The following is a 21,991-nucleotide window of genomic DNA, read 5'->3' on the forward strand; positions in this document are numbered from 1 at the left end:
GTGGTAACAAAACTGACATCAATCCGACACCGCAGGTTCATGGCGCTGCGCTAGCGAGGGTCAACAGGACCTTCAACCGCGACTGGACGGGAACGCACCATGTCAGCCACGCTCGAAATCCGCGGCGTCACCCGACGATTTGGCAAGAACACCGCCGTCAACGATGTCAGCATCTCGATCCCGCAGGGTCAGATGGTCGGCGTTATCGGCCGTTCCGGCGCCGGCAAGTCGACCCTTCTGCGTATGATCAACCGCCTCATCGATCCCAGCCATGGATCGATTTTCTTCGACGGCGCCGAGGTCTCGCAATTGCGCGGTTCGCCGCTCAGGCGCTGGCAGCGCGACTGCGCCATGATCTTCCAGCAATTCAACCTTGTGCCGCGTCTCGACGTGCTGACCAATGTGCTGCTCGGCCGGCTGAACCATCGTCCGACCCTGTCGAACCTTTTCGGCATGTTCTCGCGAACCGAATGTGCGCAGGCGGTCGCCGCCCTCGAGCGGCTCGACATCGCCCGTACCGCGCTGCAGCCCGCCGGCACCTTATCGGGCGGCCAGCAGCAGCGTGTCGCCATTGCCCGCGCCATGATGCAGCAGCCCCGGGTGATCCTGGCCGACGAACCGATCGCTTCGCTCGACCCGCTCAACGCCAAGGTGGTGATGGACTCGCTGCAGGACATCAATTTGCGCGAAGGCATCACCGTGGTCACCAACCTGCACACGCTGGACACCGCCCGTACCTATTGCAACCGCATCATCGGCATGGCCGCGGGCAAGGTCGTGTTCGACGGACCGCCGGAGGAGCTTAACCGCGAGGCCGTCCGTCTCGTCTATGGCGCCGACAGCAATGGCGGCGAAATCTCCGAGGCCATCACCTCCACCAGCGTTGCCTTCAAGCAAAAGACCGCCGCATCCGCCGGACCGCTCGAACCCGCGTTCCCTGGTTACTGAGAGCGACCTGGATCGCCAGCCCGCGTCAGGGCACCCGTCAAAATCACCAACGCCGCCGGCGCGGGGCCGGAACCCACAGGAGAAAAATCAGATGTTCAGGAAGATGGTTTTCAGCGCCGTTTCGGTGCTCGCAATGGCCACGGGCGCGGCGCATGCCGCCGATATGAAGGAATTCCGCGTCGGCATCCTCGGCGGCGAGAACGAAACCGATCGGCTGCGCAACTACCAGTGCCTGGCCGATCACCTGAAGGCCGAATTCGGCTTCGAGAAGGTCTCGCTGTTCCCGGCCGCCGACTATGACGGCGTCATCCAGGGCCTTCTCGGCGGCACGCTCGACTTCGCCGAACTCGGCGCTTCCGGCTATGCCAGCGTCGTCCTCAAGGATCCCAAGGCGGTGACCCCGATCCTCACCACCCAGCAGACCGACGGCGCGACCGGCTACTATTCGATCGGCCTGGCGCTGAAGTCTTCCGGCATCACCGACATCAAGTCGGCCAAGGGCAAGAAGCTCGGCTACGCCGATCCGGATTCGACCTCCGGCTATCTGATCCCGCTGACGCAGATTCCGAAGGACACGGGCGCGTCGAACGAGACCTTCTTCGCCTCGACCCAGTTCAATGGCGGCCATGAGAACAATGTGCTCGCCGTGCGAGACGGCAAGGTCGACGTGGCCGTGGACGATTCCTCCGGCATCGGCGACTTCAAGGACGGCTACACCTCCGGCACCTTCCACAAGGAAGTCGCCAAGGGCGCCGTCGACCCCAACGACTTCGTCGAGGTCTGGCGCTCGGGCCTGATCCCGAACGGTCCGCTGGTCGTGCGCACGGCGCTCGGCGACGAGATGACGGCCAAGCTGGCGGCCTTCTTCACCGACCTGCCCAAGAAGGACAAGGCCTGCTTCGAAGGCGTCGAAGGCGGTGATTTTACCGGCTACGTTCCGGTGAAGGCGGATTTCTATAACGTCATCGTCGAAGCCCGTAAGGCAGCCATCGGCGGCTAAAGGCAGAAGTCAGGAAGGGCGGCGTCGAGAAAACGCCGCCCTTCTTGCATCTCCGACCATGACCCTTTCCCTGACAGCTCCTTCCGGCGCCACGCACCAGATGGCCGACGCCTGGCGTCGCCAGACCTCCTTGCGCCGGCTCTACACCGCCATCGGCGTCGGCCTGCTGTTGGTCGCACTCGGCGGCACCATGTGGTTCGCCGACGATGCCAATGCCGGACACTTCTTCGACCGGCTTCCGCACATACTGGATTTCCTGAGCTGGCTCGTTCCCAAGGACTGGAACGATGTCTGGCGGGCGCTGTTCGACATCGCCTCCCCGCATGACACCGGCACGCAGGAATTCAACTTTCCGCTCGGCCGCGCCTATGTCTGGGGCGGCTTCTACATCCCCGAATATTTCGAGCTGATGCTGACCACGCTTAACGTGGCGCTGGTCTCGACATCAATTGGTTTCGTCTTCGCCGTGCCGTTCTCCTTCATCGCGGCGCGCAACCTGACGCCGCATCCGCTGCTGCGGCTTGTCGTCAAGCGCTTCATGGAACTGCTGCGGGCCTTTCCCGAGATCGTCATCGCCGGCCTGTTCGCGGCCATCGTTTCGATAGGTCCGATCGCCGCCATCATCGCCATCGGCCTGCATTCGATCGGCGCGTTGGGCAAGCTGTTCTATGAGATCAACGAGAACATCGACATGCGCGCCGAGGAAGGCCTGCGGGCCGTCGGCGCCAACTGGTTCGAACGGGTACGCTTTGCCGGCCTGCCGCAGGTGCTGCCCAATTTCATGTCCTATACGCTGCTCAGGATCGAGATCAACGTGCGCATCTCCACCATCATGGGCGCGGTCGGCGGCGGCGGCATCGGCGAGGAGCTGAAGCTGTCGATCTCGCGCGGCTTCGGCGCCAAGACGATAGCCTTGGTGCTGCTCCTGTTCACGACCATCTTCATCGTCGACCAGTTCTCCGCCTGGCTGCGCCGCAAGCTGGTCGGCGAACAGGCTTTTGTGATGAGCGCCTGACCATGACCGCCGCCGAAATCCAATCGATCGAGGAACGCTTCCCGCAAGTGTTCCGCCGGCCGTTCCACAAGCGCTTCGGGCCGCTGCTGCTGCTTGGCGGCATCTTGCTCTACCTGCTCTACGCGCTGTGGTTCTTCAATCTGCCGCAAGTGCTGCGGGAATCGCATTGGGAGCGACTGCCGCTGTTCCTGACCCAGTGGATCAGTTACGACGTGCAGCCGATCTTCCGCCTCGACGAGCCGCAGATAACGGCCAAATACCCCCGCTTTTCTGTACTCGGCCCCAATCCCCACCCGGATTGGGTCAAGACCAACGCCGACGGTTCGGTGACGGTCCTGATCGACGGCACGGCGACGTCGGTCACCTTCGACAAGGCACGAGCAACGATCGTCGCCGCTGGGACGAGCGTGGCGGTGGCGCTGGACAGCGGCAAGCCGCTGGTCTCGGGACCTGTTCCCGACTGGGTCACCGTGCATGAGGATGAGGTCGTCGCCGACATGGGCTTCGCCGGCGAGGTCCGCGTCGCCCCCGATCGCGTCAGGATCCGCAAGCGCTTTCTCGGCTGGGCGAACTTCGTCTTCGACACACGCTCGCCCTTCTTCGGAAAATCCGCCGGCGAGGTGGTGTCACTGATCACGTCGGGCCCCGAGCTGAAAGCGGGCACCTCCAATCTGGCGCTCGCCGGCAACAACATCTGGAACAATGCGCAGTGGCAGCATGGCGATGTCTGGACAAAGCTGTTGCAGACCATCGTCATGGCCTTTCTCGGCACCGCGCTCGGCGGCATCGTCGCCTTCCCGCTCGCCTTCTTCGCCGCCCGCAACATCACCCCCAACCGGCTGGTCAACCAGCTGCTCAAGCGCTTCTTCGACTTCATGCGCTCCATCGATATGCTGATCTGGGCACTGTTCTTCACGCGCGCCTTCGGACCGGGTCCGCTGGCCGGCAGCGCAGCGATCTTCTTCACCGAGATCGGCACGCTCGGCAAAACCTATTCCGAGGCGCTGGAGAACATCGATGACAAGCCGCGCGAAGGTGTTGTGTCGACAGGCGCCAACCGTCTTCTGGTGCAGCGCTACGGCGTACTGCCGGAAGTGGTGCCGGTGTTCATCAGCCAGACGCTCTATCAGTGGGAATCCAACACCAGGGGCGCGACCATCATCGGCGCCGTCGGTGCCGGCGGCATCGGCTTGAAACTGTGGGAAGCGATGCGCACCAATTCGAACTGGGCCAACGTCTTCTACATGGTGCTGCTGACGCTGGCCGTGGTCTTCATCTTCGATAACATTTCCAATTTCCTGCGCCGCAGGCTGAGCCGGACGATTCACGACTACAACAGGTTGCAGGCCGAGCAGGGCTAACCTGGTGACGCATAAGCGCGGGCATCGTATGGTGCCGCGCCAAGGATCGACCCCCACTCCGTCGAGCTGCGCTCGACACCTCTCCCCCGATCGACGGGGGAGAGGAAAGCGCCAGGGCGTCCTGGCTGATCCTAGGCGGAGGCTCCTTTCTGTCCCGAGCCACCGGGGCCCTTTCCTCTCCCTCCGGAGGGGGGAGAGGTGGCTCGGCGAAACCGAGACGGAGTGGGGGAATCACCTGGAAACCGCCGCGAACGCAACTGGAAAATGGGCCAGGCGCAATCAACGCCTCGCCTTGCGCCAAGGGTCGCCGACGCAGGTCTTGTTCGCGTCACTATCGCCGACCAAGGCACCTAGGCGGCCTTCTTCCACCCGTTCTTGATATGCTTATATCCATCCCGATAAACCGCTTCCGGGCTCTCGGAAAAATCGCGCCACACCTTGGTCGCCGCCGCGAGATCCTTCAGCGAACGTCCAAACGCCTCGATCGTCAGCCAGTCGTCGTAGCCGCTCTTGCGGATGGCCGAGAATGTTTCCTTCCAGGGGATGTTGCCGCGCCCCGGCACGCCGCGATCGTTCTCCGATATATGGATATGCACGACATTCCTGCGATGCTTCGTATAGGCGCCGATCGGGTCTGCCTCCTCGATATTGGCGTGGAAGGTGTCATACATCGCCTTGATGTGCGGCCGGTCGATGGCATCGATATGCTCCGACAGGTCGGCCATCGTGTTGAGGAGATAGCATTCGAAGCGGTTGAGCGCCTCGAGCCCGATGATGACGTTCCTCTTGCCTGCATGATCGCCGATGGCGCGCTGCGAGGTGACGGAGCGTTTCTTCTCGGCCGCGGTCGGCCCGGAACCGGAAAAGGCGCCGAGCGTCGAATGCAACGGGCCGCTCAGCGTTCTGGCGCCGAGCGCGTCTGCGCAATCGATCGCCCATTTCATGTAGTCGACACCGGCCTTGCGCGCTGCCGCATCGGCCGAGATCAGGTTCATCGCCGGATCGCCCATCGCTGAAACGGCGGTCCGTTCAAGCCCTATGCGATCGAGCAGCTCGCCCAATTTCCTGTAGTCGTCCGGCATACCGGCAAAGATCGGTATCTCGACGCCGTCGAAGCCGGTGGCCTTGATGTCGCGAAGCAATGGCTCGTGCTTCTTCGACACCGCCGTCGTCCACAAGAACATGCACATGCCGATTTTCATCGACGCCCCTCCCCCAAAATGATCCCCCCGCGAGATCAAATTTAAAGTTTCGTCCACGCTCCATTCTTCTTCGACGATTTCACGCAGGCCTCGATGAAGGCCATGCCCTCGACGCCGTCCTGAATGGTCGGGAACACGACGTCCTTGGCAGGCTTGCCGCCCTTGCGCCGCGCGGCGCGGATGGCGCGCGCTGCTTCTTGGTAGATGTTGGCGAAGCCTTCGAGATAGCCTTCGGGATGGCCGGAAGGAACGCGGCTGACACGGCCCGCAACCGGCAACGCGCCGGCACCGTTGCGGGTGATCAGCTGCTTGGGCTGGCCGAACGGCGTATACCAGAGATAGTTCGGGTCGGCCTGCACCCATTCCAGCCCGCCCTTCGAACCATAGATGCGCAGCTTCAGCCCGTTCTCATGGCCGGGCGCCACCTGGCTTGCCCAGATCATGCCTTTTGCCGCATGCGTCTTGCCGACCGGCTTGAAGCGCAGCATGACGTTGACATTGTCGTCGAGCTGCCGTCCCGGCACGAAGGCGTCGAGATCGGCCGACAGCGTGTCGAGTTCCAGCCCGGAGACAAAGCGGGCAAGATTGTAGGCATGCGTGCCGATGTCGCCGAGCGCGCCGCCGGCACCGGCCTGCTTGGGGTCGGAACGCCACGCCGCCTGTTTTTGACCGGTGGCGGCAAGGTCCTCCGTCAGCCAGTCCTGCGGATATTCCGACTGCACGATGCGGATGTCGCCGAGCACGCCCTTGGCCACCATCTCGCGCGCCTGGCGGATCATCGGATAGGCGGTGTAATTGTGGGTCAGCACGAACACCTTGCCGGTCTTCTCGACGATCGCCGCGAGCTTCTTTGCCTCGGCCAGCGTCGTCGCCAGCGGCTTGTCGCAGATGACATGGATGCCGGCTTCAAGAAACGCCCTGGCCGCCGGCACATGCACATTGTTCGGAGTGACGATGGCCACCGCCTCGATGCCATCCGGGCGCTTTGCCTCGGCCTTGGCCATCTCGGCATAGGACGCGTAGCTGCGCGAAGGGTCGAGCCCGAGCTCGGCGGCAGAGGCCTTGGCGCGCGCCGGATCGGACGACAGCGCGCCGGCGACCAGCACGAACTCATTGTCCATGCGCGCCGCGATCCGGTGCACCGCGCCGATGAAAGCGCCTTGCCCGCCACCGACCATGCCATAGCGGATCGGGCCGCCTCCCGTTTCCGACTTCGATGCACCGACCATGTCGTCTCCCTCGTGTCTGAGATACCTCCCCCTCGAGGGAGAGGGAAAACCCGCGCTAGATTCCCATCATGGCGCGCAGCACCTTCTTATCCGTGGCACCGCCGGCGAAATCGTCGAACGCCTTCTCCGTCACCCGGATGATGTGGTGCTGGATGAAGGGCGCGCCTTCGGCCGCGCCATCTTCCGGATGCTTCAGGCAGCACTCCCACTCCAGCACCGCCCAGGAATCATAATTGTACTGCGTCAGCTTGGAGAAGATGCCGCCGAAATCCACTTGTCCGTCGCCCAGCGAGCGGAAGCGGCCGGCGCGGTTCGTCCAGCTCTGGTAGCCGGAATAAACGCCTTGCCGCCCGGTCGGATTGAACTCGGCGTCCTTGACGTGGAAGGCCTTGATGCGCTCGTGGTAGATGTCGATGAATTCGAGATAGTCGAGCTGCTGCAACAGGAAGTGCGACGGATCGTAATTGATGTTGCAGCGCTTGTGGCCGCCGACCGCGTCGAGGAACATCTCGAACGTCGCCCCGTCGAACACATCCTCGCCGGGATGGATTTCGTAGCCGACGTCGACGCCATTGTCCTCGTAGACATCGAGGATCGGCTTCCAGCGCTTGCCTAGTTCTGCGAACGCCTCTTCGATCAATCCGGCCGGCCGCTGTGGCCAGGGATAGAGGTAGGGGAAAGCCAGCGCGCCGCTGAAGCTCACCGAGACGTCGAGCCCGAGATTGCGCGACGCCTTGGCCCCGAACTGCATCTGTTCGACCGCCCATTGTTGCCGCGCTTTGGGGTTGTTGTGCACCGAAGCCGGCGCAAAGCCGTCGAACTGCGCGTCATAGGCCGGATGCACCGCCACCAATTGCCCCTGCAGATGCGTCGATAGTTCGGTGATCTCAACGCCGGCGTCGGCACAGATGCCCTTCACCTCGTCGCAATAGGCCTTGGAAGACGCAGCCTTTTGGAGGTCGAACAAGCGCGCGTCCCAGGTCGGGATCTGCACGCCCTTATAGCCGAGGCCGGCCGCCCATTTTGTGATCGATGCAAGCGAATTGAACGGCGCTGCATCGCCCGCGAACTGCGCCAGGAACAGTCCAGGGCCCTTCATCGTCCTCGGCATCGGCATCCTCCCTCATTGTTGTCGCGCCCGAGCATAGCGCCGATTGAAGACAGAGCCAGCCACTTTGGTCTGTTCTCAACGGTCACTTGCGTGCATTGTCATTCTGGTATTACCAAACGTGGCGATTTGGTCAAGCCTTGCCACTCACATTCAGAGCCCTCCACCGTGCCACGGGAGGGCAGCATAGTCCAATATAATCAATGGAGTAATCCAGACATCAAGTTGCCATCGCACAGTTCTTGCCGCGCGTGGGAAATTGCTGTAGACCTCGTCTTGGGCCCAATTGGTCGAACCAGTTTGCGAAGAAATGCTGGAACGCCTTGGGGAGGAACCGTCCGTCACATCCGGTGACGGCATGTTGCAGGCGAACCATTAGGGACGATCCGGGAAGGACAGACCATGCATCTTTCGACGCACAACTGGATGCGCGCGGAACCGTTGGAGACGACGCTCAAGCGCATCAAGAAATTCGGCTATGAGTCGATCGAGATTTCCGGCGAGCCCGACCAGTACAAGACCAAGGAGACGCGCGCGCTCCTGAAGGAGCACGGCATACGCTGCTGGGGCGCCGTGACCTTGATGCTTGGCGAACGCAACCTTGCCGCCCGGGACCAGGGCCAGCGCGAGCGCTCCGTGCAATACGTCAAGGACGTGTTGACCATGGTCAGCGAACTCGACGGCGAGATCATCACGCTGGTTCCCGCGACCGTCGGCAAGGTCGTGCCGGACGGCACCGAGGAAGAGGAATGGAAGTGGGTGGTCGATGCCACCAGGGAGTGCTTCACCCACGCCAAGAAGGTCGGCGTCAAGATCGCGGTCGAGCCACTCAACCGTTTCGAGACCTACCTGTTCAATCGCGGCGCCCAGGCCCTGGCATTGGCCGACGCTGTCAGCCCGGAATGTGGCGTCTGCCTGGACGCCTACCACCTCCATATGGAGGAATTTAACGTTTACGACGCGATCCGTAAGGTCGGGAAGCGCCTGTTCGACTTCCATGTCGCCGATAATAACCGCTTCGCCGCAGGCCTTGGCCAGATCGACTGGCCGAAGATCGTCGCGACCTTGCGGGAGGTCGGCTATGACGGGGCGCTGACCAACGAGTTCGTCGCGCCTGTCGACCGCACCCCGGCCGCGCCCTACCCCGACATGGTCGAACGCCACCCGGTCGACATCTCGCCCGAGCAGCTCAAATTCATCCAGGATCACGGCTCCAGCGTGCTGACGGAAAAGTTCTACACCGACCAGATGCGGATCACTGCCGAAACGTTGCTGCCGCTGATCAAGTAGCCGATCCGATTGGGAATGAGCCCTCCCGCCATCCGGCGGCAGGGCCGGGGAAGACCATGCGCATCAAAAGCGTCCAGGCCTGGTGGATTCGCATACCGATCGAGGCGGCCAAGCAGCACCGCAGCGATTTCGGTCAGGTGACGACCTTCGACGCCGCCATCCTGCGCATCGAAACCGATGACGGGCTGGTCGGCTGGGGCGAAGGCAAGAACGCCGCCGGCAGCGCCGGCAGCTATGGTGCGCTCGTCCATATGCTGAACCGCGAGGTCGGGCCGCAGCTCGTCGGCCGCGATCCGGCCGATATCGGCATCATCTGGGAAATGCTCTACAACGGCGTGCGCCACGACAGCGCGGCGCGCGCCGGCCATGCCATGCCGCAGCTGGCGCGGCGCGGCATGAGCGTGGCCGCCATCAGCGCCGTCGACATCGCGCTCTGGGACATACTGGGCAAATCGCTCGGGCAGCCGGTCTGGCGGCTGATCGGTGGGCGCAAGCTCGATCGCATGCCGGCCTACGCCTCGGGTGGCTGGGCGTCCGCCGACGCGATCGGCGACCAGCTCAAATCCTATGTCGCCAGGGGCGGCTTCAAGGCGCTGAAGATGCGCATCGGCGCCATGGATGGCGCCGCGCATGTGTCGGCCGCTCGCGTTCGCGCCGCCCGTGAGGCGCTCGGCCCCGACGTCGAATTGATGGTCGACGCCCATGGCACCTATACGGTGGCGGAGGCCAAGCGTTTCATCCATCTCGCCGGCGATCTCGACCTTGCCTGGTTCGAGGAGCCGGTGATCGCCGACGACAAGTCCGGCCTTGCCGAAGTCCGTGCCTCCGGCGCCATACCGATCGCCACCGGCGAAAGCGATGCGACCCGCTATGCCTTCCGCGACCTCGCCGTGCTCAAGGCCGCCGACATCTTCCAGCCCGATCCCGCCTTCTGCGGCGGCATCAGCGAGGCCATGAAGATCGGAACCATCGCCAGCGCCTTCAACCTGCGCTTTGCGCCGCATCTATGGGCCGGCGCGCCCTGCTTCTTCGCCGGGCTGCATGTCTGCGCCGCCTCGCCGTCGAGCTTCACCGTCGAATATTCGCTCGGTGCCAATCCGATGATCCACGACCTTGTCGAAGAGACTGTCGAAGCCAGGGACGGTATGATAGCGATCCCCGAAAAACCCGGATTGGGATTCACCATTTCGGAGCGATTCCTGGAGGCGCACGCGCAACGCAATTGACGATGAAAGAAAACAACCTTCTCGCGGAGCTTGCCGCCTATCTGTTCTCCCATTCCGACAAGGAGACGGGCCGAACCCCGTCGGAACGCGAACTGGCGGAGCATTTCGGCGTCAGCCGCGGCCAGATCCGCGAGGCGCTGGCCATTCTCGAGGCCATGCGCATCGTCGAGCGCAGGGCCAAGTCCGGCATCTATATCGACACCAAGCAGGCCAGCGTCGAGGCGCTGGCGCTGTTCGCGCGCGCCGGCCTGCCGCTCGATCCCTTGCAGATCTACGAGACGGTCGAATTGCGCAAGATCCATGAGATCAAGGCGGCCGAACTTGCATGCTCGCGTGCCACCGAGGAGAATTTCGAACGGCTGCGCGAGATCCTGAAGGCCTCGGAAGAACGCATCGCGGCAGGCGAAGGCCTCGCCAAGGAGGACCGCGAATTCCATCTCGAGATCGTGCGCGCCACCAAGAATGGCGTCTTCCACAACATCTGCAGCGTTTACTATTTGATGGGCGAGCAGCGCCTACCGATCTACTTCAACGATCCGGAGCGCAGCGTGCGCTCGCATGCCGAACACATCCAGATATACGAGGCGCTGCTGCGGCGCGACGGCAATCTCGCCCAGGCGCTGATGAGCGCCCACCTGCAGGGCGCGGAAAGCTACTGGAAGGGGCTGATCGAAGGCCTCGGGGCGGCGTCGCAAAACCCGACGCTCGAACAGGCCTGACGGGGATGACGCGCATCCTGTCGACGCACAGACTGCATCCGCGCGCCGCGGCCATGCTGGCGGGGGCGGGTGAGCTTGTCGTCGCCTCGGCCATCGATCCGGGCACGCTGGCCGCCGAGGCGAGGAATGCCGACATCGTCATTGTGCGCGCGCCCCTGCCGCCACTGTTGTTCGAGGGTGCCACCAGGTTGCGGGCAGCGATCCGCCATGGCGCCGGGCTCGACATGATCCCGATGGAAGCAGCGACCGCGGCAGGTGTGCTGGTCGCCAACGTGCCGGCGGTCAACGCACGCTCGGTGGCCGAGCATGTGATGTTTGCAGCCCTCGCCCTGCTTCGGCAGTTTCGTGTCGTCGACCGCGACCTGCGCGCCAAGGGCTGGCTTGCCGGTCGCGAGCACGCGAATTCCAACATCGAGCTCGCCGGCAAGACGATCGGCATCGTCGGTCTCGGCGCCGTCGGACAGGCCGTTGGCCATATCGCCGCGCATGGGTTCGACCTGAAAGTGGTCGCAACGACCCGCAGCATGCAGCCGGCGCCGGACAAGGTCGGCTTCCTGTCGATCGACGCGCTGGTCGAGCAGAGCGACATCATCGTCCTGTGCTGTCCGCTGACGCCGGAAACGCGCGGCCTGATCAGCCGCGAACGCATATCGCGCATGAAACCCAACGCGCTGCTGATCAACGTGTCGCGCGGGCCCGTCGTCGATGACGACGCGCTGATCGAGGCCTTGCGGGAGCGCCGCATCGGCGGTGCCGCGCTCGACGTGTTCTCGACGCAGCCGCTGCCACCGGATCATCCCTATTTCAGCTTCGACAATGTCGTCATCACCCCGCACATGGCCGGCATCACCGAGGAATCGATGATGCGCATGGGCGTTGGCGCGGCCGGCGAGGCCCTGCTGGTGCTGGCAGGCAAATTGCCGATCAATCTGCGCAACCCGGAAGTGGTCGGGCATTATCGGCGACGGTTTCCCGCCGACAGCTAGACCATCGCCGTTTCGCCCCAATTCTTCGCGACGCTGGAGCCATGTCCGTTCTCCGCCTCGCATTCCTTTGCCTTGCCACCACTTCAGCGGGCCTGCTGCCCTCGCTCGCCGCGGCCAAAAGCAGCTATGTCTATTGCGACAACGGGCTGCGCTGCTTCAAGGCTCCCTGCCCATCGAACAGCGTGCTCGACCTCGCCACCGGCAAGATCATCAAGGGCGTGTCGATCGACACCGGCGGATTGCCGACGAAGGACAAGGCGATGGTCGAGGCCTCGGATGCGCTCTCTGCCGGCAAGATTGTCGTCAGGGGATCGATCGAGCGACGCACCCAGACCATCACCGGCAAGCAATACAGCCTGCCGTGGCTGATCGCGACGGCCGTCGAGCGCGCCGCCAAGGACAGCGAACGCAAGCACTGCTCTTCACACTGACATTCGGTTCAGTCCCGATCAGCCGCCCAGCAATCTCTCCACTTCAGCGGCGATGCTCAGCAGACGGCGGTCATGGCCGTGGCGCGCCACCAGCATCAAGCCGGCCGGCAGCGCCATGCCTGGTATCGGCAGCGAGATCGCGCAGAGATCGAACTGGTTGGCCACCTGCGTGTTGCGCAGCAGCAGGCCCTCCGTGCGATCGCGCAGACCGGCATCTTGCGCCAGGGAGACGATGGTCGGCGCCGTCACCGGCGTGGTTGGCAGGGCCAGCACATCGACCGACGTCAGCCGCTCATCCGTGGCGGCGGCCAGCACGGCACGGCGACGCAGTGCCCTGATGTAAACCGGGGTCGGCAGCATTGCCGCCCGCGACAAGGGTCCGCTCACATGCGGGTCAACCGGCACCGGAGCGCCTGCCGCCAACCAGTCTGCATGCACTTCAGCCCCTTCCATCGCGGCGATCGAACCACGTTTTGTGAACGCGCGAAGGTCCGCGATCAGGTCGTCGATCGACAGGTCCGCGACCCGTGCGCCGGCCTGCTCGATCTTGCCGAGGCAGCGCTCGAACGCTGCTGCCACCGCGCCTTCAGTCTCTCCCAAAAGCACGCCGCGCGGGAGACCGATGCGCAACCCCGCAAGGGCGAGTGGCGCCGGCAGCGCCAAGTCCTCGCCCGCCATCACCGCATCGGCTGCGGCGCATTGCGCCACGGTGCGGGCGAGCGGGCCGACCGAGTCCAGCGTGGCCGACAGTGGAAAGGCGCCTGTGAGCGGCACCCGCCGCGCCGTCGGCTTGAAGCCGACGACGCCGTTAAGTGCCGCCGGAATACGGATCGATCCGCCAGTGTCGGAACCGATGGAGATTTCGCTCGTCCCCTCGCCGACGGAAACGCCGGCGCCGGAGGAAGAGCCGCCGGGAATGCGGTCGGCATCGGTCGCGTTGCCAGGCGTGCCATAGTGCTGGTTGTCGCCGATGGCGGTAAAGGCGAACTCGGTCATGTTGGTCTTGCCGATGATCACCGCGCCGGCTTGCCGCAGCCGGCGCACAATCATGGCGTCGCCAATTGCCGGCGCAGCATCCTTGAGCAGCAGTGATCCGGCCGTGGTCGCCTCGCCGCAGACATCGAACAGGTCCTTGATCGAAATGATCGTTCCGTCGAGCGGTCCGAGCCTCACGCCGGCCCTCCGCCGCGCGTCGGCGGCATCGGCTGCGGCTCGCGCGGCTTCGATATAGAGTTTCGTGAACACACGTTCTTCACCGGCACGGGCGGCGAGACGCGCAAGGGTAGTTTCCAGGTGATCGCGGACGGATTGCATCTTCGGTGTCGGACTCCGGACCTCTGGGACGTCTTAAGCTTAGCAGCCGGCGCGTGGCGTGCCGAGACTTAACCCGGCGCGGGCGGTTTTGCACCCCTGGCGGACGCAAGGAAGAGAACGATGCTCTACAAAGGCAGCTGTCATTGCGGCAAGGTCGCCTTCGAGTTCGAGGCGGAACTGACCGGAGCCGTGCGGTGCAATTGCTCGATCTGCTCGCGCAAGGGCGCCTTGCTGTGCGCCGTTCCGCATCAGGCGCTGCGGGTGCTGGCCTGGAGCGACGAGATCGGCACCTACACATTCGGCAACCGCGCCATCGCGCACCGCTTCTGTCGCACCTGCGGCATCCATCCTTTCGCCGAGGATGTGCGCGAGGGGAGTGAACGCAGCGCCTACATCAACGTCAACTGTGTCGCCGATGTCGATCCGTCCGCCTTGTCGATCTTCGACTTCGATGGGCGTTCAGCCTGAATTTCGCCGGCAGCCTGCCGCGTCTGCCTGTCAGCGACGCCGCCATCGCAAAGGCAACGGCCCGAGAACCATGATGGTTCTCGGGCCGTTGCGCAAGTCAGGGATGGTTGTCGGGAGAGCCTACTCGGCGCGTTTTGGGCCGAGCAGAAACACCACGACTGCCGCCAGCAAAGTCGCCACGCCGCAATAGGCGAAGGCACTGGCGACGCCGGCATGATCGACCAGCAGGCCGCCAAAGACGGCGCCGAGCGCAATCGCCACCTGGAAGGTGGAGACCATCAGGCCGCCGGCGCTCTCGGCCTGATCGGGCGCGGCCCGCACCAGCCATGTCTGCAGCCCGACCGGCACCGCGCCGAAGGCAAAGCCCCAGGCCGCCACGGCGGCGGCGGCGATCGCCGGCGAGGCGCCGAAGACCAGCATCAAGGCGGCGGCCACTGCGATCAGCAGGGGTGCCAGCGCGACGGCGGCCTTGAGATTGCGTTCGGCCAGGATGCCGCCGGCGATATTGCCGAAGAAGCCGCCTATGCCATAGGCCAGGAGCACCAGCGAGATTGTCTCGATGCCGAGCATCGGGATCTTCTCGAGGAAGGGGCGCACATAGGTGAAGCCGGCAAAGTGCCCCGAAGCGACCAGCAGCACGACCAGCAGCGCCACCCTGATCGACGGGCGCTCCAGCACCTCGAGCAAGGTGCGGAAACTTGCCACGCCCATCGGCGGCAGCTTCGGAATGGTGGCCACCTGCACCAGCAACGCCAGCGCGGCGACGACCGTGGCGATCATGAAAGCCGTGCGCCAGCCCCAGATATCGCCGACATAGGCGCCGACAGGGGCGGCGGTGACGGTGGCCAGCGAAACGCCGGTCAGGATGATCGACATGGCGCGCGGCATCAGCCGCATCGGCACCAGCCGCAACGCCATGGCCGCCGACATCGCCCAGAAGCCGCCCAGCGCAACGCCGAGCACGACGCGGGCAAGCAGAAGCATGGGCAGCGATGAGGCAAAGGCGGCCAAAAGGTTCGAGGCGATCAGAAACGCGGTCAGCATCCACATCACCAGCCTGCGATCCATGCGCCGTGTCATGATCGCCATTGTGGGGGCGGCAATGGCGCCGACGATCGCGGTCGCGGTGACCGCCTGTCCCGCAACGCCTTCGCTGACGCCGAGATCGCTCGCCATCGGCGTCAACAGGCTGGCGGGCAGGAATTCCGCCGTAACGAGACCGAAAACACCAAGCGCCAGCGAGACGACGGCGCCCCATGCCGGCTCTGTTCGTTCCTCCTGATCGACAGTGTTCAATAGGGCGGCGTCGACGACGCCCGTCGCGGGTTCGGCCATGGTCAGTCTCCGATGAAGTTGCAGCGCAACATTTGGCTGCACTGCAACATAGGGAGTGACGGCCTGGAGTTTCCATGCTAGAAACACCATTATGTTTGACCGTTCGTCCAAAATTCCGACCACTGGCGATCCGCTGACCGACATATTGCGTGGGCTGCGTCTCGACGGCGTCGACTACGCCCGTTGCGAAATGCGGGAGCCTTGGGGCATCCAGTTTCCGGCCCAGGCAGCGGCGCGATTCCACTTCATCGGCCGCAAGGGCTGCTGGCTGATGCAGCCCTCGGGCGAGTGGGTCGAGCTCAAGGCGGGCGACGCGGCGCTGCTGCCGCGTGGCGCAGCGCATGTGCTGGCAAGCGAACCGGGCACCAAGGCTTGGCCGATCCAGGGCTACGCGGCCGAAGAAGTCTGCAAGAACGTCTATTGCATGTCCAATGAAGCCATGTGCCCCGATGGTCGCTGTCCGGGCACGCTGCTGTTTTTTGGCAGCATGTACTTCAACATCGATGGCCTGCATCCCCTGCTCGGCATGATGCCTGATGTCATGCGCGCGCATGAACTCGAAGCTTATGAGCCGGGTATTCCGCATCTCCTAGACTCGATGGCGCGTGAAGTGACGATGGAGCGCGTCGGCTCCGGCGGCATTCTGGCGCGGCTCGCCGACGTCCTTGCCGCCACCGTGATCCGCTCATGGGTCGAGCGCGGCTGCGGCGATTCAAGCGGTTGGATCGCGGCGGTCAGGGATCCCGACATCGGGCGCGTTCTGGCCGCCATCCATCTCGAACCGGACCGCGACTGGACCGTCGAGGCGCTCGCCAGGATGATGGGCGCCTCGCGATCGGGCTTTGCCGAGCGTTTTGCCACCATTGTCGGCGAGACGCCGGCCAGGTACGTCACCCAGGTGCGCATGCACCAGGCCCGACAATGGCTGGTGCGCGATCGCCAGAAGATTTCCGTCGTCGCCACACGCCTGGGTTATGAGTCGGACGCCGCCTTCAGCCGGGCCTTCAAGCGCGTCATCGGCTCGGCTCCCAGCCACCTGCGTGCCGAGGAACATGCTGAGATCCGCCAGGCCGGCTGAAGCGGCAGGCCGTGACTCCAGGAATCGGCATGGACTTGACCTCGCCCAACGACACTGTGCCGGCCCCGGGGGGTGCGTTGACCGAGATGTTGCGCGCGCTGCGCCTCGAGGGCGTCGACTATGGCCGCTGCGAACTGGGCGCGCCTTGGGCCGTGCTCTTTCCGGTGCAGAAGGCGGCGCGGTTTCACTTCATCGGCCGTGCCGGATGCTGGCTGCTTTCGCCACCAGGCGAATGGATGGAACTGAAAGCCGGCGATGCATTGCTGTTGCGTGCGGCGCCGAGCATATCCTTGCCAGCGCACCCGGTGTACAAGCCGAACCGCTCGAAAGCTACAGCGTCGAGCCCCTGCAGGACAATGTCTACGCCGTCTCGAACGGCGGCCATGGTGCAAAAACCCTGCTGTTCTGCGGCAGCATGGACTTCAACCACGATGGCTCGCATCCACTGCTGGCCATGATGCCGGATATGCTGCGCGCGAAGGAGCTGATGGCCGGCGAGCCAGGCATCCCGCATTTGCTGGAAGCTATGGCCGACGAGGCGACGAGGAACCGGGCCGGCTCCGGCATGATGCTGGCGCGGCTGGCCGATGTATTGGCCGCAGCCATCATCCGCTCCTGGGTGGAGAACAGCGCCGGTGACATCACGGGTTGGATCGCGGCGATCAAGGATCGGGACATCGGCCGCGTGCTGGTCGCCATTCATCGGCAGCCTGACAGGAACTGGACCGTCGAAGCGCTGGCCCGCGAGATGGGCGCCTCACGGTCGGCTTTTGCCGAACGTTTCACGGCCGTCGTCGGAGAGACGCCGGCAAAATATGTCGCCGGGGTGCGCATGCATCAGGCAAGACGGTGGCTCGAGGAAGAAGGGGTGCGGGTGTCGGTGATCGCCGCCAGATTGGGCTATGATTCGGAAGCGCCGTTCAGCCGGGCCTTCAAGCGCATCGTCGGCAGCGCGCCCAGCCATTTGCGCGCCGCGGGCGGCGCCTCGGGAAAAGGCTAAATCAACGCTGTTTGCAGTGGCGATTTCCGGCCTGGATGAATTGCCAAGTGTTCCGGACAGAATGCCATTCCCGGCTTGGCCATTTGCAATAGCTTGTCATCCAACAGACGAGCGCTGGCGGCAAGTCGGCCCGAAGAGGAGAAGCGATGCCAAATCACTTAAAGATCCTGACGCTGGCCGCAATGCTCACTATCCCCGGCCGTGCCTTCGCCCTTGAGGACAGCTATCTGCCGGCCAGCAAGATTCCCTATGTTTCTGAGGCGCCGGACCAACCGCAGCGTCTCGGACCGCTATGGGGAGAAAGGGCCAAGGGCCCCGCGGGTACCTTGCTGAAAGTCCCGGGCAACTGGCACGCCCCTGTTCATGCGCACACCGCCGATTATCGCGCCGTGGTGATCCAGGGCCTATGGGCGCACTGGCAGATGGACGGCGGCGAGGCGAGCAAGGTCGAGCTGCCTCCCGGATCCTACTGGACCCAGAAGGCCAATGAGATGCATGCCGACGCCTGCCTCTCGAAGACGGAATGCGTGATCCTGCTGATCAACACCGAGCCCTATGAGACCTATCTGCCGAAGTAGAGGTGCGGGACGGCTGTCCGGCCGGCATTGCTGCGGGGGCTCAGAACTCGGGTTAACAAGACCTGACCACAGCCAGTCCCGCTGTGCCAGTTTCCCATGATAGGAATTTTTTCTTGACTGGGTGAAGGCAACTATGGTAGATATTTGGTTATGGTGCTGAGTTGCGCCAGGGACCCGCCGCACAGGCGGGTTTTTCCGTTCAATGCTTCATCAACAGCGCACCGACGAAGGCTCCGGAGGGACCCGTTAACCCGGATTCCTTGCCCTGCCGCAAGTCGGGCTTTTTGTTTAGGGCGCTGTCCGGAACATCGCATTCGCGATATTCGCCTCATCCGGCGTGCCGCAAACTCACGCCGCTGCCCTTGTCGAACAGCACCACCTTGTCCGGATTCCAGGCAAAGCGCACCGGCTGCTCGATCGCGACATCGGTCCGCGCCGGCACCGTGGCGCGCAGCGTGGTCTCGCCCACGCGCAGCGTCAGGATCTTTTCCACGCCATGGTTTTCGACGTCGTGGACGCGCGCCTCGACCGGCGCACCGCTCTCGAGATAGACGTCCTCGGGGCGGATGCCGAAGACGAGCGGGCGACCGTCGGTCGCCGCACTCGCCTTGGCTCCCCCTGAAAGCGGCAATTCGAAATTCAGCGGCGCCATGACCGCACGATCGTTGACCACCCTGCCGTCGATGAGGTTCATCGGCGGCGAGCCCACGAAGCTCGCCACATAGGTGTCGCGCGGATTGTTGTAGATCTCATGCGGCGTGCCGGTCTGGACGATGCGGCCATGGTTGAGCACGCCCACCTTGTCGCCCATGGACATCGCCTCGATCTGGTCGTGGGTGACGAACAGGAAGGTGGCGCCGAGCTGCATCTGCAGGTTCTTCAGTTCCGTGCGCAGCGCCTCGCGCAGCTTGGCGTCGAGCGCCGACAGCGGCTCGTCCATCAGGAACACGCGCGGCTTGCGCACGATGGCCCGGCCGATCGAGACGCGCTGCATCTCGCCGCCCGACAGCCGGTCGGTCTTGCGGTCGAGCAGATGCTCGATCCTGAGCGTCCGCGCCGCGCGGTCGACGCGGTCCTTGATTTCGGCGTCGGGCAGCCGCCGGATCTTCGGCTTCAGCGGGAATTCGAGGTTTTCGCGCACCGTATAGCGCGGGTAGAGCGAATATTGCTGCAGCACCAGCGCCACGTCGCGCTCGGCGGCGCCCCAGTCGGCAACGTCGATCCCGTCGATGAAGACCTGGCCCTCGCTCGGTTTTTCCAGTCCGGCGATCAGCCGCAGCGTCGTTGTCTTGCCCGCGCCCGTCTCGCCGAGCAGGACGAAGAACTCGCCATCGGCGATGTCGAGGTCGAGCCCGGTCAGGGCCGTGTGATTGCCGAACGTCTTGGAGATGTTCTTGAGCTGGATATGGGCCATCAGAGTCTCACTCCGAGCGACTTGCCGCTCGCCGCGTCGAAGAAATGCGCCTGTGTCGGATCGATCCTGGCGAACACCCTCTCGCCGGGACCTGAAATGAAGCCGCTCTTGGTGCGGGCGCGCAGCATCTTGGAGCCGACTTTCAGGTCGACGATGTCGAACGAGCCGAGCGGCTCGACGATCTGCGTCTCGACCGCCATGAAGCCCTCCGCCGCCTCACGGCTGATGAGGACGCCTTCCGGCCTGATGCCGAGTGCCAGCCGGCCGCCCGCATGGCCGTTCAGCTTCGACAGGAGCGCGCGCGGGAATTCGAAACCGGTTGGCGCATCGCCCACCGTCACCGAGGCCGACGAGGCTTTTTCGGCCACCGCCGCGTCGGCCACGTTCATCACCGGACTGCCGACGAATTGCGCGACGAAGAGGTTGGCCGGGTGCGAATAGACCTCGTCGGGGGAGCCGACCTGCTGGAGAACCCCCTCATGCATGATGACGATGCGATCGGCGAGGCTCATCGCCTCGATCTGGTCATGGGTGACGTAGATGGTGGTCGAGCCTTGCTTGATGTGCAGCCGCTTGATCTCGGCCCGCATCTCCTCGCGCAGCTTGGCGTCGAGCGCGCCGATCGGCTCGTCCATCAGCATCGCTTTCGGCCGCCGCACCAGTGCCCGGCCGATCGCCACGCGCTGCATGTCGCCGCCCGACAGCGCCGACGGTTTCTTGCCGAGCAGGTCCGTGATTTGCAGCGTCTTGGCGACCGAGCGAACTTCCTGGTCGATTTCGCTCTTGCTCTTTCGCGTGGCGCGCAAGGGAAAGGCGATGTTCTCGTAGACGCTCATATGCGGGTACAGCGAGAACGACTGGAAGACCATGGCGATGTCGCGATCGGCGGCCTTCAGATGCTGGATGGGCTTGCCGTCGATGAGGATGTCGCCCTCGTCGATCGTCTCCAGCCCGGCAATGGCGCGCAGCGTCGTCGTCTTGCCGCAGCCCGACTGACCGAGCAGCACGATGAACTCGTTGTCTTCGATCTTGAGGTTGAGGTCCTTGATGACCTGGACGGCGCCGAAGAACTTCTGGACGCCGCGAAGCTCGATCTGGGTCAATGCTGCGCTCCCGGATTTCGCTGCGGATCGCCTGACTGGCCGGTTCCGGCTTCCTCTTGCGGTGCGATCTTGGAGGTGATGTTGAAGCCGATCAGGCCGATCAGGATGATGGTCAGCCCATAGCTGTGCAGCAGCAAGCTCCAGGGCTGGCATAGCGCAATGATGCCGAGCACCATCAGCACCTGGCTGCCTGGTTCCAGATATTTCTGGTTGATGGCGCGAAAGCTCATTTGCGGATCGCTCCGAAGGACATGCCGCGCAACAGGTGATTACGAAGCAGGAAGGTGAAGATGGCGACAGGAAGCAGGAACAGGAAAGTGCCGGCGGCGATCACCGTCCAGTCCGGCAGCCCGGAGCCGACCTGGCTCGGGATGAACGGCGGTGCCGTCTGGGCGCGGCGATTGGTCATGATCAGCGCGAAGGCATATTCGTTCCATGCCGTGATGAAGCAGAACACGGCCGTGGCGGCGATGCCGGTGGCGGCTTCGGGCAGCACGATCTTGAAGAAGGCTTCCATGCGCGTATAGCCGTCGACGAGCGCCGCTTCCTCGTACTCCTTCGGGATCTCGTCCATGAAACCCTTCATCAGCCAAACCGAGAAGGACAGGTTGAAGGCGGTGTAGAGGATGATCAGCCCGATATGGGAATCGTTGAGGCCGACCGCCCGGTACATCAGGAACATCGGGATCGCCACCACCACGGGCGGCAGCATGCGGGTCGACAGGATGAAGAACAAAAGGTCCGCCTCGCCTTTGACCCTGAAGCGCGAGAAGCCATAGGCGGTGAACGTACCCATGCCGACCGCCAGCACCGTCGAGGTGATCGCGACGATCAGCGAATTCATGAAACGGTTCGGATAGCCCGACCATTGCACCTGGCCCTTGCCGTCGCGCACGATCTTTTCGCCGCCGTCGAAGACGACGCGTTCCCACCAGGGCGCCGCCGCATATTCTTCCGGCGAAGGCGGGCTGCGCAATTGCGAGCGCTTGGTGAACAGCTTCACGAAGGGCGATATCTCCGGCTGGAACACGACCGTCGGCGGGATGGTGGTGGCAAGATTGCGCGGCTTGAACGCCGTCGAGGCGATCCAGTAAATCGGCGCCAGGAAGATCACTGTCGCCACCAGCACGGCGACGATTGCGACGCGGTTGAGGGCGATCTCGGAAGAAGTGCGGACGGCGGCCAT

Annotated in this window: 21 protein-coding genes and 1 pseudogene; 13 read left to right on the forward strand and 9 right to left on the reverse strand. The window is 64.0% G+C overall.

The window, feature by feature from the left end:
* Positions 1-99: 99 nt before the first annotated feature.
* The 4 genes from phnC to phnE (FJ953_RS12350) all read left to right on the forward strand — a co-directional run bounded on the left by phnC (position 100) and on the right by phnE (FJ953_RS12350) (position 4,324).
* Positions 100-948 (forward strand): phosphonate ABC transporter ATP-binding protein, encoded by an 849-nt coding sequence (gene phnC / locus FJ953_RS12335; RefSeq protein ID WP_140558350.1) that lies wholly within the window; start codon positions 100-102, stop codon positions 946-948.
* A gap of 91 nt (positions 949-1,039) precedes the next feature.
* The gene (gene phnD, locus FJ953_RS12340) at positions 1,040-1,948 is read left to right on the forward strand and encodes a phosphonate ABC transporter substrate-binding protein (RefSeq protein ID WP_140500369.1); all 909 of its coding nucleotides are present in this window, start codon (positions 1,040-1,042) and stop codon (positions 1,946-1,948) included.
* 58 nt (positions 1,949-2,006) lie between these two features.
* The gene (phnE, locus tag FJ953_RS12345; RefSeq protein WP_140558348.1) at positions 2,007-2,963 is read left to right on the forward strand and encodes a phosphonate ABC transporter, permease protein PhnE; all 957 of its coding nucleotides are present in this window, start codon (positions 2,007-2,009) and stop codon (positions 2,961-2,963) included.
* 2 nt (positions 2,964-2,965) lie between these two features.
* On the forward strand, positions 2,966-4,324 hold the full coding sequence (phnE, locus tag FJ953_RS12350; RefSeq protein WP_140624433.1) for a phosphonate ABC transporter, permease protein PhnE: 1,359 nt from the start codon (positions 2,966-2,968) through the stop codon (positions 4,322-4,324).
* A gap of 350 nt (positions 4,325-4,674) precedes the next feature.
* On the opposite strand, the gene FJ953_RS12355 is transcribed toward phnE (FJ953_RS12350), so the two are convergent.
* The 3 genes from FJ953_RS12355 to FJ953_RS12365 are packed head-to-tail and all read right to left on the reverse strand — an operon-like array spanning position 4,675 to position 7,866.
* Complete coding sequence (locus FJ953_RS12355) at positions 4,675-5,526, reverse strand: sugar phosphate isomerase/epimerase (protein ID WP_140500375.1); 852 nt, start codon at positions 5,524-5,526, stop codon at positions 4,675-4,677.
* A gap of 41 nt (positions 5,527-5,567) precedes the next feature.
* The gene (locus FJ953_RS12360) at positions 5,568-6,755 is read right to left on the reverse strand and encodes a Gfo/Idh/MocA family oxidoreductase (RefSeq protein WP_140500376.1); all 1,188 of its coding nucleotides are present in this window, start codon (positions 6,753-6,755) and stop codon (positions 5,568-5,570) included.
* A 55-nt stretch (positions 6,756-6,810) separates the two neighbouring features.
* Positions 6,811-7,866, reverse strand: coding sequence for a sugar phosphate isomerase/epimerase (locus FJ953_RS12365; RefSeq protein ID WP_140522580.1), 1,056 nt, complete (start codon positions 7,864-7,866; stop codon positions 6,811-6,813).
* A gap of 399 nt (positions 7,867-8,265) precedes the next feature.
* On the opposite strand from FJ953_RS12365, the gene FJ953_RS12370 reads away from it, so the two are divergent.
* The 5 genes from FJ953_RS12370 to FJ953_RS12390 are packed head-to-tail and all read left to right on the forward strand — an operon-like array spanning position 8,266 to position 12,515.
* Complete coding sequence (locus FJ953_RS12370) at positions 8,266-9,153, forward strand: sugar phosphate isomerase/epimerase (protein ID WP_140500380.1); 888 nt, start codon at positions 8,266-8,268, stop codon at positions 9,151-9,153.
* 56 nt (positions 9,154-9,209) lie between these two features.
* Positions 9,210-10,379 carry a mandelate racemase/muconate lactonizing enzyme family protein gene (locus FJ953_RS12375; protein ID WP_140500381.1) on the forward strand — a complete coding sequence of 390 codons (1,170 nt, stop codon included), beginning with the start codon at positions 9,210-9,212 and terminating at the stop codon, positions 10,377-10,379.
* Positions 10,380-10,381: 2 nt separating this feature from the next.
* Positions 10,382-11,098, forward strand: coding sequence for a FadR/GntR family transcriptional regulator (locus FJ953_RS12380; RefSeq protein WP_140500383.1), 717 nt, complete (start codon positions 10,382-10,384; stop codon positions 11,096-11,098).
* A gap of 5 nt (positions 11,099-11,103) precedes the next feature.
* The gene (locus tag FJ953_RS12385; protein ID WP_140624434.1) at positions 11,104-12,084 is read left to right on the forward strand and encodes a hydroxyacid dehydrogenase; all 981 of its coding nucleotides are present in this window, start codon (positions 11,104-11,106) and stop codon (positions 12,082-12,084) included.
* Between the two features lie 41 nt (positions 12,085-12,125).
* Positions 12,126-12,515 (forward strand): hypothetical protein, encoded by a 390-nt coding sequence (locus FJ953_RS12390; protein ID WP_140522584.1) that lies wholly within the window; start codon positions 12,126-12,128, stop codon positions 12,513-12,515.
* 18 nt (positions 12,516-12,533) lie between these two features.
* Here FJ953_RS12390 and FJ953_RS12395 read toward each other — a convergent pair whose 3' ends face one another.
* Positions 12,534-13,829: an amidase gene (locus FJ953_RS12395; protein ID WP_140624435.1), complete on the reverse strand. Its 1,296-nt coding sequence runs from the start codon at positions 13,827-13,829 to the stop codon at positions 12,534-12,536.
* Positions 13,830-13,949: 120 nt separating this feature from the next.
* Between FJ953_RS12395 and FJ953_RS12400 the strand changes: the two genes are divergently transcribed.
* The gene (locus tag FJ953_RS12400) at positions 13,950-14,297 is read left to right on the forward strand and encodes a GFA family protein (protein WP_140500391.1); all 348 of its coding nucleotides are present in this window, start codon (positions 13,950-13,952) and stop codon (positions 14,295-14,297) included.
* Positions 14,298-14,417: 120 nt separating this feature from the next.
* Here FJ953_RS12400 and FJ953_RS12405 read toward each other — a convergent pair whose 3' ends face one another.
* Positions 14,418-15,632, reverse strand: a complete 1,215-nt coding sequence (locus FJ953_RS12405; RefSeq protein ID WP_140560222.1) for an MFS transporter — start codon at positions 15,630-15,632, stop codon at positions 14,418-14,420.
* 91 nt (positions 15,633-15,723) lie between these two features.
* Here FJ953_RS12405 and FJ953_RS12410 point away from each other — a divergent pair, with 91 nt between their 5' ends.
* The 3 genes and pseudogenes from FJ953_RS12410 (at position 15,724) to FJ953_RS12420 (ending at position 18,288) form a co-directional block, all read left to right on the forward strand.
* A complete protein-coding gene (locus FJ953_RS12410) occupies positions 15,724-16,710 on the forward strand; it encodes an AraC family transcriptional regulator (protein ID WP_140500395.1) in 987 nt (328 codons plus the stop codon).
* Positions 16,711-16,739: 29 nt separating this feature from the next.
* A pseudogene (locus FJ953_RS12415) lies at positions 16,740-17,710 on the forward strand (AraC family transcriptional regulator).
* A 146-nt stretch (positions 17,711-17,856) separates the two neighbouring features.
* On the forward strand, positions 17,857-18,288 hold the full coding sequence (locus tag FJ953_RS12420; RefSeq protein ID WP_140624436.1) for a DUF4437 domain-containing protein: 432 nt from the start codon (positions 17,857-17,859) through the stop codon (positions 18,286-18,288).
* A 328-nt stretch (positions 18,289-18,616) separates the two neighbouring features.
* Here FJ953_RS12420 and FJ953_RS12425 read toward each other — a convergent pair whose 3' ends face one another.
* The 4 genes from FJ953_RS12425 to FJ953_RS12440 are packed head-to-tail and all read right to left on the reverse strand — an operon-like array spanning position 18,617 to position 21,991.
* A complete protein-coding gene (locus FJ953_RS12425; protein ID WP_140513807.1) occupies positions 18,617-19,702 on the reverse strand; it encodes an ABC transporter ATP-binding protein in 1,086 nt (361 codons plus the stop codon).
* Positions 19,702-20,805, reverse strand: a complete 1,104-nt coding sequence (locus FJ953_RS12430; RefSeq protein ID WP_140500402.1) for an ABC transporter ATP-binding protein — start codon at positions 20,803-20,805, stop codon at positions 19,702-19,704. The genes FJ953_RS12425 and FJ953_RS12430 overlap by 1 nt, the downstream gene beginning before the upstream one ends.
* The gene (locus FJ953_RS12435; protein WP_140500404.1) at positions 20,802-21,035 is read right to left on the reverse strand and encodes a hypothetical protein; all 234 of its coding nucleotides are present in this window, start codon (positions 21,033-21,035) and stop codon (positions 20,802-20,804) included. The genes FJ953_RS12430 and FJ953_RS12435 overlap by 4 nt, the downstream gene beginning before the upstream one ends.
* Positions 21,032-21,991, reverse strand: coding sequence for a carbohydrate ABC transporter permease (locus FJ953_RS12440; RefSeq protein WP_140500406.1), 960 nt, complete (start codon positions 21,989-21,991; stop codon positions 21,032-21,034). The genes FJ953_RS12435 and FJ953_RS12440 overlap by 4 nt, the downstream gene beginning before the upstream one ends.

The organism is Mesorhizobium sp. B2-3-6 (genome assembly GCF_006442305.1).
Lineage (GTDB): Bacteria > Pseudomonadota > Alphaproteobacteria > Rhizobiales > Rhizobiaceae > Mesorhizobium.

Coding starts and splice junctions, on each gene's coding strand:
- phnE (WP_140624433.1), top strand. CDS start 2,966: ATGACCGCCGCCGAAATCCAATCGATCGAGGAACGCTTCCCGCAAGTG.
- phnD (WP_140500369.1), top strand. CDS start 1,040: ATGTTCAGGAAGATGGTTTTCAGCGCCGTTTCGGTGCTCGCAATGGCC.
- FJ953_RS12360 (WP_140500376.1), bottom strand. CDS start 6,755: ATGGTCGGTGCATCGAAGTCGGAAACGGGAGGCGGCCCGATCCGCTAT.
- FJ953_RS12390 (WP_140522584.1), top strand. CDS start 12,126: ATGTCCGTTCTCCGCCTCGCATTCCTTTGCCTTGCCACCACTTCAGCG.
- FJ953_RS12365 (WP_140522580.1), bottom strand. CDS start 7,866: ATGCCGAGGACGATGAAGGGCCCTGGACTGTTCCTGGCGCAGTTCGCG.
- FJ953_RS12355 (WP_140500375.1), bottom strand. CDS start 5,526: ATGAAAATCGGCATGTGCATGTTCTTGTGGACGACGGCGGTGTCGAAG.
- FJ953_RS12370 (WP_140500380.1), top strand. CDS start 8,266: ATGCATCTTTCGACGCACAACTGGATGCGCGCGGAACCGTTGGAGACG.
- FJ953_RS12435 (WP_140500404.1), bottom strand. CDS start 21,035: ATGAGCTTTCGCGCCATCAACCAGAAATATCTGGAACCAGGCAGCCAG.
- FJ953_RS12440 (WP_140500406.1), bottom strand. CDS start 21,991: ATGGCCGCCGTCCGCACTTCTTCCGAGATCGCCCTCAACCGCGTCGCA.
- FJ953_RS12405 (WP_140560222.1), bottom strand. CDS start 15,632: ATGGCCGAACCCGCGACGGGCGTCGTCGACGCCGCCCTATTGAACACT.
- FJ953_RS12385 (WP_140624434.1), top strand. CDS start 11,104: ATGACGCGCATCCTGTCGACGCACAGACTGCATCCGCGCGCCGCGGCC.
- FJ953_RS12375 (WP_140500381.1), top strand. CDS start 9,210: ATGCGCATCAAAAGCGTCCAGGCCTGGTGGATTCGCATACCGATCGAG.
- FJ953_RS12420 (WP_140624436.1), top strand. CDS start 17,857: ATGCCAAATCACTTAAAGATCCTGACGCTGGCCGCAATGCTCACTATC.
- phnE (WP_140558348.1), top strand. CDS start 2,007: ATGACCCTTTCCCTGACAGCTCCTTCCGGCGCCACGCACCAGATGGCC.
- FJ953_RS12400 (WP_140500391.1), top strand. CDS start 13,950: ATGCTCTACAAAGGCAGCTGTCATTGCGGCAAGGTCGCCTTCGAGTTC.
- FJ953_RS12425 (WP_140513807.1), bottom strand. CDS start 19,702: ATGGCCCATATCCAGCTCAAGAACATCTCCAAGACGTTCGGCAATCAC.
- phnC (WP_140558350.1), top strand. CDS start 100: ATGTCAGCCACGCTCGAAATCCGCGGCGTCACCCGACGATTTGGCAAG.
- FJ953_RS12395 (WP_140624435.1), bottom strand. CDS start 13,829: ATGCAATCCGTCCGCGATCACCTGGAAACTACCCTTGCGCGTCTCGCC.
- FJ953_RS12380 (WP_140500383.1), top strand. CDS start 10,382: ATGAAAGAAAACAACCTTCTCGCGGAGCTTGCCGCCTATCTGTTCTCC.
- FJ953_RS12410 (WP_140500395.1), top strand. CDS start 15,724: ATGTTTGACCGTTCGTCCAAAATTCCGACCACTGGCGATCCGCTGACC.